This window comes from Pseudomonas sp. 910_23 (genome assembly GCF_052850795.1).
Window position 1 is genome coordinate 1 of sequence record NZ_VXCZ01000019.1, and the last position, 11697, is coordinate 11697.

Here is an 11697-nt window from a genome sequence, read left to right on the forward strand (position 1 = left end):
TTTCGACTGCGCCGGAAGTGGGGCGAATTATAGGCTTCCAGAATCTGCCGTCAACTCTTAATTTGGGTTTTCTATTAAATCCGCGGCAAACTCAAGAATTACACTATATAGACAACCACTGCGTGCGATTTGAGCAATATATTGCTCATCGCTTGACAGTTAAGCATCATAGCGTCTTCTGCTTATTGACTACGACCTCAGAAGAGCCCTCTCAATGACCACTTCACCCCGCAGCCTGGCCTCGGCACTGTTTCCCGTCGGCCTGCTGTTGATCGCCATGGCCTCCATTCAATCCGGGGCATCATTGGCCAAGAGCATGTTTCCCGTTGTCGGCGCACAAGGCACCACCGCCCTGCGTTTGATTTTTGCCAGTGTGATCATGCTGCTCATATTGCGACCATGGCGCGCCAAGCTGACGGCCAAGTCACTGCGCACAGTGATCATCTACGGGATGGCGCTAGGTGGCATGAACTTCCTCTTCTATATGTCACTGCGCACTGTCCCCCTGGGAATTGCCGTAGCGCTCGAATTCACAGGCCCGCTTGCTGTAGCTATCTATGCCTCGCGCCTAGCTGTCGACTTCGTGTGGATTGCTCTGGCGATCATTGGCCTGCTTCTGTTGATTCCGACGGACAAGGCCACTAGCGGCATTGATCTGATAGGGGCCGCTTACGCGCTGGGCGCCGGCGTATGCTGGGCGCTCTACATTTTGTTCGGCCAAAAGGCGGGAAATGACAATGGCGTCCAGACCGCCGCGCTCGGGGTAATGATTGCCGCCCTCTTCGTTGCACCGATCGGCATCGTGCATGCCGGCGCCGCGCTGCTGACGCCGGCACTGATCCCTGTCGCCATCGGCGTGGCGATTCTGTCCACTGCCCTGCCCTACACCCTTGAGATGGTCGCACTAACACGCCTTCCCGCCCGTACTTTCGGCACACTGATGAGTATCGAGCCGGCGTTCGGCGCCCTCTCTGGCCTGTTTTTCCTGCACGAGCATCTATCGCTCGCCCAGTGGCTGGCCATCACCTGCATTATCCTGGCCTCGGTCGGTGCCACTTTGACGATGCGCCACGAATCCAAACCACTGGTACCCGCCGACTGATCATCTTTAACCCCAGCTCTGGTATTTGCCGCTCATTTAGGCCATGTTTAGGCCGTAACCGAATGTCATTCATGGAGAATTTCGACACGGACTGCATGAACGCTTCGCTCGAGAGCGAGTAAAGCAGCCCTGTTCTTTGCAGGGCGGCTATTAAGGATGGGAATGAAACGAATTTTGATACTGTTGCTGGTTGTGGGCATCGCGGGGTGTGCCGCCACCACTAAAACAGAAGTGAAACGCGGTAAAAAAGGACTGCATATCAACTGTTCGGGCCTGTCCTCCTCCTGGGACCAGTGCTACACCAGTGCCGCCAGTTCATGCGGCGCCAAGGGTTATCGAGTGATTGCCAAGTCCGGCGACAACTCCGAAGAGCCAGGGGACTATCCCTTCGGTCTCAACCCTGCCGGCTATACCAGCCGCAGCATGATCGTCATCTGCAAATAGCTGCCCGAGCAGTCTCCCTGACTGCTCATCTTAAATTTCCACACAGGCCAGGCCATTTACGACATGGCGACTAAACTCCTGCTCGATCATCGAGCCAATGGAGTTCCCATGACGCACAACAACAAAATCGTATTGGTGGTAGGCGCCGGTGACGCAACCGGCGGCGTCATAGCCAAGCGCTTTGCCCGCGAAGGTTACATCGCCTGCGTTACCCGTCGTAGTGCCGACAAACTGCAACCACTGGTAGACAGCATTCAATTGGCGGGCGGGCAAGCCCATGGCTTTGCCTGTGATGCACGTAAAGAAGAAGACGTGATCGCACTGGTAGAGCAAATCGAAACGGAGCTGGGGCCCATTGAAGCGTTCGTCTTCAACATCGGTGCGAACGTGCCTTGCAGCATTCTGGAAGAAACCGCACGCAAGTACTTCAAGATTTGGGAGATGGCGTGTTTCTCCGGCTTCTTGAACGCGCGCGAAGTCGCCAAGCGTATGGCCCCCCGTAAACGCGGCACCATCCTGTTCACCGGCGCCACTGCCGGCTTGCGTGGGGCCGCGGGATTTGCCGCATTCGCCGGGGCCAAACATGGTATCCGCGCCCTGGCCCAAAGCATGGCGCGGGAATTAGGCCCGATGAACATCCACGTCGCCCATGTAGTAGTCGATGGCGCCATTGATACCGAGTTCATTCGCGAAAATTTCCCGCAAAAATATGCCCTCAAGGATCAGGACGGCCTCCTCAACCCTGACCACATCGCCGAAAACTACTGGTACCTGCACAGCCAGCCCCGGGACGCCTGGACGTTCGAGCTGGACCTGCGCCCCTGGAACGAACCCTGGTAACACGCCCCTATAACAATAAGCAGCGAGTATCGACCATGAGTAAAACCCTGGAATTTTTCTTTGATCTCGGTAGCCCCGCGACTTACCTGGCCTATACCCAACTACCGGCACTCTGCACCGAGACCGGCGCGCATCTGGTCTATCAACCGATGCTGTTGGGCGGCGTATTCAAGGCTACTGGCAACGCCTCACCGATCACTGTGCCGGCCAAGGGTCGCTACATGCTGGATGACTTGGCGCGCTACGCCAAACGCTACAATGTACCGCTCAGGTTCAACCCGCACTTTCCCATCAATACACTGGTACTGATGCGCGCAATCACCGGCATACAAATCCATGAGCCTGAGCGCTTCCCCGACTTTATCGACTGCCTGTTCCGCGCCCTCTGGGTGGAAGGCCGACACCTGGGCGATCTCGAGGTCGTGGCCCATGTGCTGACCGAGCATGGGTTCGACCCAGAGCAGGTATTGGCCCTGTCCAATGATGAAGCCGTCAAAAACGCGCTCAAGGACAAAACCGAACAAGCCGTTAAACGCGGCGTGTTCGGTGCCCCCAGCTTTTTTGTAGGCAATCAGCTGTTCTTTGGTCAGGACCGACTGGACTTCGTGCGCGAAGCCCTCAGCTAAATATCGCTTGCAGCCGGCGCAGGCCGGCTGCAGCCAATCAAATAGCTGTGGTACGCACCTGCAACCACTCAAGCGCCGCACCACTGAGCAGCGGGCTCAAGCGCTCACGCACCTCGGCGTGATAGGCGTTGAACCATTCGCGCTCATCCGCCGTCAGCAACGACGGTTCCAGGCAACGGGTGTCAATCGGGCACAAGGTCAGGGTTTCGAACTTGAGGAACTCTCCAAACTCGGTCTTGCCCGCTTCACGGTTCAACACCAGGTTTTCGATGCGTACACCCCAACGACCAGGGCGATAAGTCCCCGGCTCGATGGAAGTAATCATCCCGGGTTGCATCGCTGTTTGTGGCGCGGCAGCGGCCTGGTAGGCAATAACCTGCGGCCCCTCATGCACATTGAGGAAATAACCTACGCCATGACCTGTACCGTGACCGTAGTCCACCCCTTCGGCCCAGATCGGCGCACGGGCAATCGCATCCAGCAACGGTGAGAGAATACCTTTGGGGAAGTGTGCACGGGACAGGGCAATCACACCCTTGAGTACCCGCGTGCAATCGCGCTTCTGCTCATCACTCGGGGTACCGATGGGCACCATCCGCGTGATGTCCGTGGTGCCGCCCAGGTACTGGCCACCGGAATCGATCAATAGCAGGCCATCGCCTTCAATCAGGGCATGCTCTTGTTCAGTCGCGTGGTAATGCGGCATGGCGCCGTTGGCGTTGAACGCAGCAATGGTGTTAAAGCTCAGCGACACATAGCCAGGGCGGCGGGTACGCGCCGCAGTCAAGTGTTCGTCGATCGTCAGTTCGGTAATGCGCTCGCGGCCCAGGGCGCTGTCGAGCCAGGCAAAAAATTCGCACAACGCAGCGCCATCCTGCTCCATGGCCTGACGAATATGTTCCGCGTCCGCCAGGCTCTTGCGGGATTTTGCGAGCGTAGTCGGGTTGAGTCCTTCAACCAGCTTGACGCCGGCATCGAGATTTTCCAGCAAGCCGGCCGTCACGCGTGCGGGGTCCACTTGCAAACTGGCCCCCGACGGTACGGCACGCAGTGCATCGGCCACTTCGCTGTAGTCGCGCAACGTCACGCCATCCTGCTCGAGCATCACCCGCAACTCGGCATCGACCTTGCCCAGCGCGACAAACAACGTAGCCTGCTGTTGGTTGATCAACGCAAAAGATACAAACACCGGGTTGAAGGACACATCACCGCCACGCAGGTTGAACAACCAGGCGATGTCGTCCAGCGTCGCGATGAAATGCCAATCGGCGCCCTTGTCTTTCAAGCTGGCGCGCAGTGCGGCGAGTTTCTCGCCACGGCTGACGGTGGCTTGAGGCGGCAGATGCTGGTAGATCGGCTGGTTTGGTAGCGTCGGGCGGTCTTGCCAGACTTCGTCGAGCAGGTCGATATCAGTGCGCAAGCGGGCGCCGCGCTCGGCCAGCTTGCCCCCCAGAGTACGTGCCGAAGCCACGGCCATGACCGCGCCGTCCACAGCCACTACGCCACCTTCAGGGGTTTGCTCGGCCAGCCATTCCAACGGCCCAGGCTGGCCCGGTTGCAGCTTTACCAACTCAATGCCACTGCCCTTGAGTTCCTTGGTCGCCTGCTCCCAGTAACGGCTATCGGCCCAGACCCCGGCAAAATCGGCCGTGACGATCAGTGTCCCCACCGAACCATGGAACCCCGACAACCATTGGCGCCCCTGCCAGTAGCCCGGCAAGTATTCGGACAAGTGCGGGTCAGCCGATGGCACCAGCAGGGCGTGAATGCCCTCGCGGCGCATCAGTTCACGGGTATGCGCCAGGCGCTGGGGAACCGTTCCATGGGTCAAAGGCTGCGTACTCATTGTGTCTCCTGCTAACCACGAATAATTGTTATATGTTGCCAATGATAAATCAGACCGCCCAAAACGCCGGGGCGCTGGCCAATGCTGCCTTGATCAACTGTGCGGCTTCGTCGATGTCCTGTTCGGTGGTAAACCGGCCAAGGCTCAAGCGAATGGTACGACCGGCGGTGCGAGCATCATGCCCCAGGGCCAGAAGCACATGGGACGGTGCGTTGCTTGCCGAATTGCACGCCGAAGTCGCGGAAAAGGCAATGCCCGCGCTCAGTGTGGCAGAGTTGAACTCACCCTCGCTGAACGTAAGGCTCAGGGTATGTGGAATACGCTGAGTTGGGCTGCCATTGAGGCGCAAGCCGGTAACTGACGTCAGGTGATCCAGCAGGCGCTGGCGCAACGCTGCAATCCGAGCCTTCTCATCAGCAAAGGACGCTGCCGCCAAGGCAAACGCCGTCCCCATGCCGGCAATCTGATGAGTCGCCAGGGTGCCAGAACGCAAGCCCCCTTCGTGTCCACCGCCATGAATCTGCGCCAGCACTTTCTGCTGCGCCAAAGGCCCGACATACAACGCGCCGATACCTTTGGGGCCGTACAGCTTGTGCGCGGAGAACGACATCAAATCCACCGGCCACAGGCCCAGGTCGATGGCTACCTTGCCAGCCCCTTGCGCCGCGTCCACATGAAACAGCGCGCCATGCTCACGTACCCGCGCACCGATGGCCAGGATGTCATTCAGGGTACCCAGTTCGTTATTGACCAGCATCAGCGAGACCAGGAAGGTGTCCTCGCGCAGGGCTTCGCTGACCGCTTCGACGCTGATCAAGCCGTCCGCATCCGGCACCAGGTAGGTCACCGCCACGCCGGCTTCCTGCAGTTGCCGCGCAGTATCCAGTGTGGCCTTGTGCTCGATCTGGCTGGTGATGATATGCCCACCCGCCACGCCACGGGCCTGGGTCACCCCCTTGAGCGCCAGGTTGTTGGACTCCGTGGCGCCGGAGGTCCAGACGATCTGCTCCGGCTGGGCGCCGACCAGTTCAGCGACCTGGCGACGCGCCTGTTCAACCGTGTGCCGGGCCGCCTGGCCGAATGCATGGGAACTGGACGCCGGGTTACCAAAATTGGCATTGAAGCCCAGGCACTCGACCATCACCTGGATAACCCGCTCATCCACCGGCGTGGTAGCGGCGTAGTCAAAATACAACGGACGTTTATTCATGACGTTAGAACTCGCAGAGCGTGCTCCCGAAAGCAGCGTCTCGGGGGGCATCGACCGGAACAGAGGTCGTCAGGTTTAACCGATCGAATGCCATTAAAGAAGGTAACTTTATTTAAATGTGCGTAGGAACGCTCCTGGAATTGAGCTTAACAGGCTGAAGTAGCTCCATGGCAAACAAAAAGCCCGAGGTTCCTTAAGGGAATCCTCGGGCTTTTTATCGCAAGACGCCGGCTCAACTGGGGCGTCCATGCAGGACTACGCTGCGCTCGGCGTTCATTTCACCCTGGCGATCAAAAGAGAAAGGCTTCTGTGGCTGGCCAAGCAACGTAGCGCGCTGCTGCTGATATTCGTCAAACGACAAGCCGCGACGGCTCAGCGCCTCCAGGGCCAATTGCCGGGTCTCCTCGGCGGTGTATGGACGCAATTCCGGGGCTGGATGGGACGCACATCCGGCAAGGACAGAGGTAACAAGTAAAAACGAAACAGCGAGGAAACGGTTCATGGCGGCGACTCTGCGAAAGTGGTTTGAAGTCAATGAACACAGGCTACTCCCGGTCCCTCCCACTGAAAAATCATCGCCCGTGATAGTCGCTATCAACCGGCACGCCACCTTTAACAATCGGCTGCTAATATTCCTTAAAGATCTATAAATATGCAAAAACATCCATTTACGGAATAAATCATTTTCTCTATAAATAGCTTCACACGTCAGCAACTGTGCAGTGGCAATAGCCAACCCCAAAACTGCGGTCAGACAACAACTCCCTTTCTCGGCAGCGAGCGCCATACCCATACAGATCAAGGCCTGAACCCGTTGGTAAAGCCCTTGTTCAACCTACTTCACCTCTGTCGCTCAGTACCCCGCCGTTAAAGGAGCTGTTAACTAGTGTTCCCGTTGCTGCCGCAGCTGTATGCCAGCCTGGCCGGGTACGGGGTTACCAGCCTGACGGGGCCGTTGGGGCATTGAGCCAGTCCCTGCCGATCCCGACGTTCTACTCCTGAGAGAGGTGCCCATGCAGCTTTTGACCCTACCGCCCTCGCCCGCCCTTGCGACCTCGATCCGCGCCACGGCCCAGGTCTTCGAAGACCCCAAATCCCAGGCACTGCTCGACCATATCCAACAAGTGGCGCCCAGCGAAGCCAGCGTGCTGATCATCGGCGAGACCGGCACCGGCAAAGAGCTGGTGGCGCGGCATATCCACAACCTCAGCGCTCGGCGCAACCGGCCGTTCGTAGCGGTGAACTGCGGGGCGTTCTCTGAATCTCTGGTAGAAGCCGAGTTGTTCGGCCACGAGAAAGGCGCGTTTACCGGCGCCCTCAGCGCCAAGGCCGGCTGGTTCGAAGAGGCAGACGGCGGCACCTTGTTTCTCGATGAGATCGGCGACCTGCCGATGGCCATCCAGGTCAAACTGCTGCGGGTGTTGCAGGAGCGCGAAGTGGTGCGCCTGGGCTCACGCAAAAGCATACCTATTGATGTAAGAGTCCTGGCCGCCACCAACGTACAACTGGAAAAGGCCATCAACGCCGGGCATTTTCGCGAAGATCTGTACTACCGCCTCGATGTGGTCAGCCTGGAGCTGAGCCCGCTGCGCGAGCGCCCCGGCGATATCCTGCCGCTGACCCGCCACTTTATCCAAGCCTACAGCCAGCGTCTGGGCTACGGCCCGATCACCATCAGCAGCGAGGCCGAGCACAAACTCAAGCGCTACAGTTGGCCGGGCAATATTCGCGAGCTGGAAAACGTGATTCACCACACCTTGCTGATCTGCCGCAACGGCGTGATCGAGCGCGACGATCTGCGCCTGTCGAATATGCGCATCGAGCGCCAGGACGACAGCCAGCACGCCACCGACAACAGCGCCGAAGCCTTGCTTGCGCGGGCGTTTCAAAAGCTCTTCGAGGAACAGGCCGGCGCCCTGCATGAAAAAGTCGAGGACGCTTTATTACGCGCCGCTTACCGCTTCAGCCATTACAACCAGGTGCACACCGCCAACCTGCTGGGCCTGAGCCGCAACGTCACGCGCACGCGCCTGATCAAGATCGGCGAGCTGGCGGTAAACAAACGCCGGCCCGGGCAAACGCTGCAGAGCGAACGGATGCTGCATTTATCCATTTAAGCGGCAGTGCAAAGCATCGTCCTGACTGCGCTCAAAACTGCGCAACACCTGGAATGATCCGAAGGTCACAGCCGTCGCTTGATGCGCGCGGATCAGTGTCCAGAAATCTTCGTCGCCGTGCTCGAAACGCTTGAAGGCTGCTTCTCCGTCCTCGCGGGATTGCCATTGCAGGTAATTGAGCACCCGCCGCCCATCATCGCTGACCTGCACGCTGGCACTCAGAAAGCCACCATGGCTTGCCGCGAGGCGCTCGCTCTGGGTGGTCAAGGCCGCCACCAGGGCTGATTGCTGGCGGGGCTCGATCTGAAATTCGATCAATTGAGTGAAGCTGCGATTTTTCTCTGATACCTGCATGAGCACTCCCCTTTCTCTGTAGGCAGAATCTTGCGATTCGATGTCACGCAGGGTAAAACCTCTAGTTAAGTCGAGGTCAAGCACTGTTTGGGAGTCTTACATGCTCAGCAACGAACTCAGCGTCGGTCAGTTGGCCGCCCGCAGCGGCGTAGCGGTCACCGCCCTGCACTTCTACGAATCCAAAGGGCTGATCAAGAGCAATCGCAATGCCGGCAATCAACGGCGATATCCACGGGACGTACTGCGCCGGGTGGTGCTGATCAAAATTGCCCAACGCCTGGGCATTCCGCTGGCGACCATTGGCGAGGCATTGCGGGCCCTGCCCGATGGGCGCACACCGAACGCTCACGACTGGGAACGGCTGTCGGCCTTGTGGCGTCAAGATCTGGATGAGCGCATCAACAAGCTGACGCTGCTGCGCGACAAGCTCAATGGTTGTATCGGGTGCGGGTGCCTGTCGATGGAGGCGTGCCCGTTGCGCAATCACGATGACCAGCTGGGTGAGCGTGGCCCTGGTGCGCAACTGCTGGAGCCCACGCTTGATTCCGATCGGTAAAGCCGGTTGCGCAATGCAACGTGACCTATAGTGAAAAGGCTGTAACTCCATAACCACAATCAAAGGAGAACGTTATGAGCGTTAAACCTATTCCCGAGGGTTACCACGGCATTACTCCCTACCTGGGCATCAACGAGGCCGCAAAGGCGATAGATTTCTACAAAAAGGCCTTTGGCGCCTCGGTGTTCATGCGCCTGGACATGCCCGACGGCAGGGTCGGCCATGCGGAGCTGCGTATTGACGAAGCGGTGATCATGCTAGGCACGCCCTGTGACGAAACGGCCCTGCGCAATCCCGACTCACATCCCAGTGTCGGTTTGCACCTGTATGTGAATGACGTGGACGCACAATTCAAACAGGCGGTTGATGCCGGCGCCAGCGTAGTGTCCGAGCCGCAGGATCAGTTCTATGGGGATCGCTCGGCGAGTGTGAAGGATCCGTTCGGTCACCTCTGGTTCCTGGCCACCCATAAGGAGGACCTGACCGAGGAGCAAATCCGCCAGCGTGCCATGCAGATGTTCAAGCAAAATTAACCCTGTGGGCGTGAGCTTGCTCGCGCCTGCAACACGCCACGCCTTGCCCCAGGTTCCAGCCGGCCAACACGCGTGGCCTGCTCCGGCAAGCTAAAGGCCTGTGTGGAGTCTGGAACACTTCAAGGGTTTGTCGATCTGACACCCCGGTACGCATTGCGCCCCAGCCATATCGTCATGACCAACAAGGCGGTCAATGGCAGCCCATGGAACAACACGATCACCTGGGCCGGCGTCCACGTCACATAGAACGGCCCGACCACCAGCATGCCCACGCCAAAACCGGCCATCTGGATCAGGGTCAAGAGGCTGAATAGCGGCAAGCGCAAGCTATCGGGCTCGCTTTGCGCACGGGAGATCAACGCCACCTCGGACAATCCATCGCCCAGCCCTGCCCACACCACCAGCAACAGCGCCAGCCACAGTTCGGTCTGCTGGAATGTCAGGATAAAGCCGCTGGACATCAACGCCACACCGAGCATGAACAAGCGCTCCATGCCTTGGGTGCCACGACCTTTCAACACTGCACTGGCGATGCGCGCGCCAACAAACTTGCCACAGGCCCACACGGCCAGCAGATAGCCCATGACCGTCTTGGCCGTGTCCGGTGAAATGTACTGCGACAGCACTGGCCAGCCGACGTTATGGGCCGCGCTGCCAAGGGTGTCGAGCATGCTGATCAGCAACATCGCGGCCAGCACCGGCGCACCGCGCAACCCCTTGGTCAGCTCGTGCCATTCGGCGGCCAGCCCGCGATGCGCGGCAACAGCAACGCTAAACAACGCGCGCAAGGGCAAGACCAGGCAAGCGGCAATCACATAGGTGCCGATGTTGACGGCAAACACCGCTTCAAATCCGCCCGTGGCGATCAGCAAGCCGGAGAGCAAACTTCCGAAGACCGCGCCGGTGGCGGCCGCCGAGGTGATCCATGCATTGGTATTCACCCGCTGCTCCAGCGCGACCCAGGTGGGCAACTGACTGTTGAGGCCAATGGCAAACAGCGAATTGCACAGGCCGATACCGAAGGCGATAAAGGGAAGAAGGGTGAGTTGATGGGCCGGTAACAACACCAGCAGCGGCGTCAGCAACAGCGCCCGGGCCAGGTCCAACCCCGCCAACGTCCCACGCCCGGCAAACCGCCGAAAAAACGGGATGCCAAACAGGCTGGCGACAATCCCGCCGGTGACCCGGCACGCCAGGAAAATGCTGACAAACACTACGCTCTGGCTGAGCCAGTACACATAAGTGGACAACGCCACCATGTTGAGGAACGCGCCAAAATCCGACACACCGCGAGCAAAGATGATCAGACGAGCGTTGCGGGTCGACAGATTCAGTTGTTGATGGTGGCTCATGCAGGCTGTGCCTCCTCGACACTGCGCAGGCTTACCAAGAGCACATCGCGCCAGGCCGGTGCCGTCTCCACCCGCGGTCGCACCTCCCCGGCCCGATGGTAGAACCCACGGTCGTTGATCACGATAGTCTCCAGAAATTTCTCCATCGGCAGTTGCAGCAGCCGGCTGTGCTCCGTTTCGTCGGCAAACACCTCCGACACCACCGGCACCGTGTTGCATTCGCCAATAAAGTGCATGAACACCCAATCCAGGCCGTCCTGGTGAATCCCCGAAGTGGTCGGGCTGCTCGATGGCCCATCCGCCCGCACCCGGAACTGATGGATATCGATCGTATAGGTCTGTTCGCCCAGGTGCGGGGCAATCACTGCAAGGTCCGTCGCCAGCAGCTTCTGCATGAGTGGGTGCTCGATAAAGCCCTCCTCGCTATAGCTCAGGTGGTTCACGCCCTGGCGATAGTTCACCGCGTAGGTGACCGGCGATTTGAACGCCGTATTCCTGTCGATCTGCAATTGCCGTGACGGTAACAGACGATAGCGCAAGATGCGCCGTTCGCGGTGGGTGTAAGTCCTGAACGCCTCGTCGCGCACCAGGTTATCCCAATACGCGCGAAAGCTTTGCTCCTCACCCGGTTCAACTTTGACCAGTTCGCGAAAGTCCGGGCGATGACAGAAGTGATGTTCGCGCAAAAGCGCCGAAATCTGAGGGATGTCCATATCG

13 protein-coding genes and 1 pseudogene are annotated in these 11697 nt (G+C 58.9%); 8 read left to right on the forward strand and 6 right to left on the reverse strand.

From position 1 onward, the window contains the following. Window positions 1-214 precede the first annotated feature (214 nt). From rhtA to FW800_RS21085, 4 genes are all read left to right on the forward strand, one after another. Entirely contained in the window at window positions 215-1102 is an 888-nt protein-coding gene (gene rhtA / locus FW800_RS21070; protein WP_446438390.1) for a threonine/homoserine exporter RhtA, read from the forward strand. A gap of 162 nt (window positions 1103-1264) precedes the next feature. After that, window positions 1265-1546 (forward strand): hypothetical protein, encoded by a 282-nt coding sequence (locus tag FW800_RS21075; RefSeq protein ID WP_446438391.1) that lies wholly within the window; start codon window positions 1265-1267, stop codon window positions 1544-1546. Window positions 1547-1654: 108 nt separating this feature from the next. After that, window positions 1655-2386, forward strand: a complete 732-nt coding sequence (locus tag FW800_RS21080; RefSeq protein ID WP_446438392.1) for an SDR family oxidoreductase — start codon at window positions 1655-1657, stop codon at window positions 2384-2386. A gap of 35 nt (window positions 2387-2421) precedes the next feature. Further along, window positions 2422-3012: a DsbA family protein gene (locus FW800_RS21085; RefSeq protein ID WP_446438393.1), complete on the forward strand. Its 591-nt coding sequence runs from the start codon at window positions 2422-2424 to the stop codon at window positions 3010-3012. A 37-nt stretch (window positions 3013-3049) separates the two neighbouring features. On the opposite strand, the gene FW800_RS21090 is transcribed toward FW800_RS21085, so the two are convergent. The 3 genes from FW800_RS21090 to FW800_RS21100 all read right to left on the reverse strand — a co-directional run bounded on the left by FW800_RS21090 (window position 3050) and on the right by FW800_RS21100 (window position 6570). After that, window positions 3050-4858: an aminopeptidase P family protein gene (locus tag FW800_RS21090; RefSeq protein ID WP_078820807.1), complete on the reverse strand. Its 1809-nt coding sequence runs from the start codon at window positions 4856-4858 to the stop codon at window positions 3050-3052. Between the two features lie 49 nt (window positions 4859-4907). Further along, window positions 4908-6068 (reverse strand): cysteine desulfurase family protein, encoded by a 1161-nt coding sequence (locus FW800_RS21095; RefSeq protein WP_446438394.1) that lies wholly within the window; start codon window positions 6066-6068, stop codon window positions 4908-4910. 232 nt (window positions 6069-6300) lie between these two features. Continuing rightward, window positions 6301-6570, reverse strand: a complete 270-nt coding sequence (locus tag FW800_RS21100; protein WP_446438436.1) for a hypothetical protein — start codon at window positions 6568-6570, stop codon at window positions 6301-6303. 381 nt (window positions 6571-6951) lie between these two features. On the opposite strand from FW800_RS21100, the pseudogene FW800_RS21105 reads away from it, so the two are divergent. Beyond that, a pseudogene (locus FW800_RS21105) lies at window positions 6952-7035 on the forward strand (hypothetical protein); the annotation flags it as partial. A gap of 46 nt (window positions 7036-7081) precedes the next feature. Continuing rightward, on the forward strand, window positions 7082-8185 hold the full coding sequence (locus tag FW800_RS21110; protein WP_446438395.1) for a sigma-54 interaction domain-containing protein: 1104 nt from the start codon (window positions 7082-7084) through the stop codon (window positions 8183-8185). Here FW800_RS21110 and FW800_RS21115 read toward each other — a convergent pair. Further along, the gene (locus FW800_RS21115) at window positions 8174-8539 is read right to left on the reverse strand and encodes an antibiotic biosynthesis monooxygenase (RefSeq protein ID WP_005786757.1); all 366 of its coding nucleotides are present in this window, start codon (window positions 8537-8539) and stop codon (window positions 8174-8176) included. The genes FW800_RS21110 and FW800_RS21115 overlap by 12 nt on opposite strands. Before the next feature lie 100 nt (window positions 8540-8639). Here FW800_RS21115 and soxR point away from each other — a divergent pair, with 100 nt between their 5' ends. Together soxR and FW800_RS21125 are read left to right on the forward strand one after the other, a co-directional pair. Further along, window positions 8640-9095: a redox-sensitive transcriptional activator SoxR gene (soxR, locus tag FW800_RS21120; protein ID WP_078820804.1), complete on the forward strand. Its 456-nt coding sequence runs from the start codon at window positions 8640-8642 to the stop codon at window positions 9093-9095. Between the two features lie 74 nt (window positions 9096-9169). Beyond that, window positions 9170-9628, forward strand: coding sequence for a VOC family protein (locus FW800_RS21125; protein ID WP_248133356.1), 459 nt, complete (start codon window positions 9170-9172; stop codon window positions 9626-9628). Between the two features lie 119 nt (window positions 9629-9747). Here the strand turns inward: FW800_RS21125 and FW800_RS21130 are convergent, their stop codons facing one another. Together FW800_RS21130 and FW800_RS21135 are read right to left on the reverse strand one after the other, a co-directional pair. After that, window positions 9748-10980 (reverse strand): MFS transporter, encoded by a 1233-nt coding sequence (locus tag FW800_RS21130; protein ID WP_148852230.1) that lies wholly within the window; start codon window positions 10978-10980, stop codon window positions 9748-9750. After that, window positions 10977-11693: a 2OG-Fe dioxygenase family protein gene (locus tag FW800_RS21135; protein WP_103735451.1), complete on the reverse strand. Its 717-nt coding sequence runs from the start codon at window positions 11691-11693 to the stop codon at window positions 10977-10979. The genes FW800_RS21130 and FW800_RS21135 overlap by 4 nt, the downstream gene beginning before the upstream one ends. Between the last annotated feature and the right edge of the window lie 4 nt (window positions 11694-11697).

Excerpts from the sequence above, each read along its gene's own strand:
- rhtA (WP_446438390.1), top strand. The coding sequence starts at position 215 with ATGACCACTTCACCCCGCAGCCTGGCCTCGGCACTGTTTCCCGTCGGC.
- FW800_RS21075 (WP_446438391.1), top strand. The coding sequence starts at position 1,265 with ATGAAACGAATTTTGATACTGTTGCTGGTTGTGGGCATCGCGGGGTGT.
- FW800_RS21080 (WP_446438392.1), top strand. The coding sequence starts at position 1,655 with ATGACGCACAACAACAAAATCGTATTGGTGGTAGGCGCCGGTGACGCA.
- FW800_RS21085 (WP_446438393.1), top strand. The coding sequence starts at position 2,422 with ATGAGTAAAACCCTGGAATTTTTCTTTGATCTCGGTAGCCCCGCGACT.
- FW800_RS21090 (WP_078820807.1), bottom strand. The coding sequence starts at position 4,858 with ATGAGTACGCAGCCTTTGACCCATGGAACGGTTCCCCAGCGCCTGGCG.
- FW800_RS21095 (WP_446438394.1), bottom strand. The coding sequence starts at position 6,068 with ATGAATAAACGTCCGTTGTATTTTGACTACGCCGCTACCACGCCGGTG.
- FW800_RS21100 (WP_446438436.1), bottom strand. The coding sequence starts at position 6,570 with ATGAACCGTTTCCTCGCTGTTTCGTTTTTACTTGTTACCTCTGTCCTT.
- FW800_RS21110 (WP_446438395.1), top strand. The coding sequence starts at position 7,082 with ATGCAGCTTTTGACCCTACCGCCCTCGCCCGCCCTTGCGACCTCGATC.
- FW800_RS21115 (WP_005786757.1), bottom strand. The coding sequence starts at position 8,539 with ATGCAGGTATCAGAGAAAAATCGCAGCTTCACTCAATTGATCGAATTT.
- soxR (WP_078820804.1), top strand. The coding sequence starts at position 8,640 with ATGCTCAGCAACGAACTCAGCGTCGGTCAGTTGGCCGCCCGCAGCGGC.
- FW800_RS21125 (WP_248133356.1), top strand. The coding sequence starts at position 9,170 with ATGAGCGTTAAACCTATTCCCGAGGGTTACCACGGCATTACTCCCTAC.
- FW800_RS21130 (WP_148852230.1), bottom strand. The coding sequence starts at position 10,980 with ATGAGCCACCATCAACAACTGAATCTGTCGACCCGCAACGCTCGTCTG.
- FW800_RS21135 (WP_103735451.1), bottom strand. The coding sequence starts at position 11,693 with ATGGACATCCCTCAGATTTCGGCGCTTTTGCGCGAACATCACTTCTGT.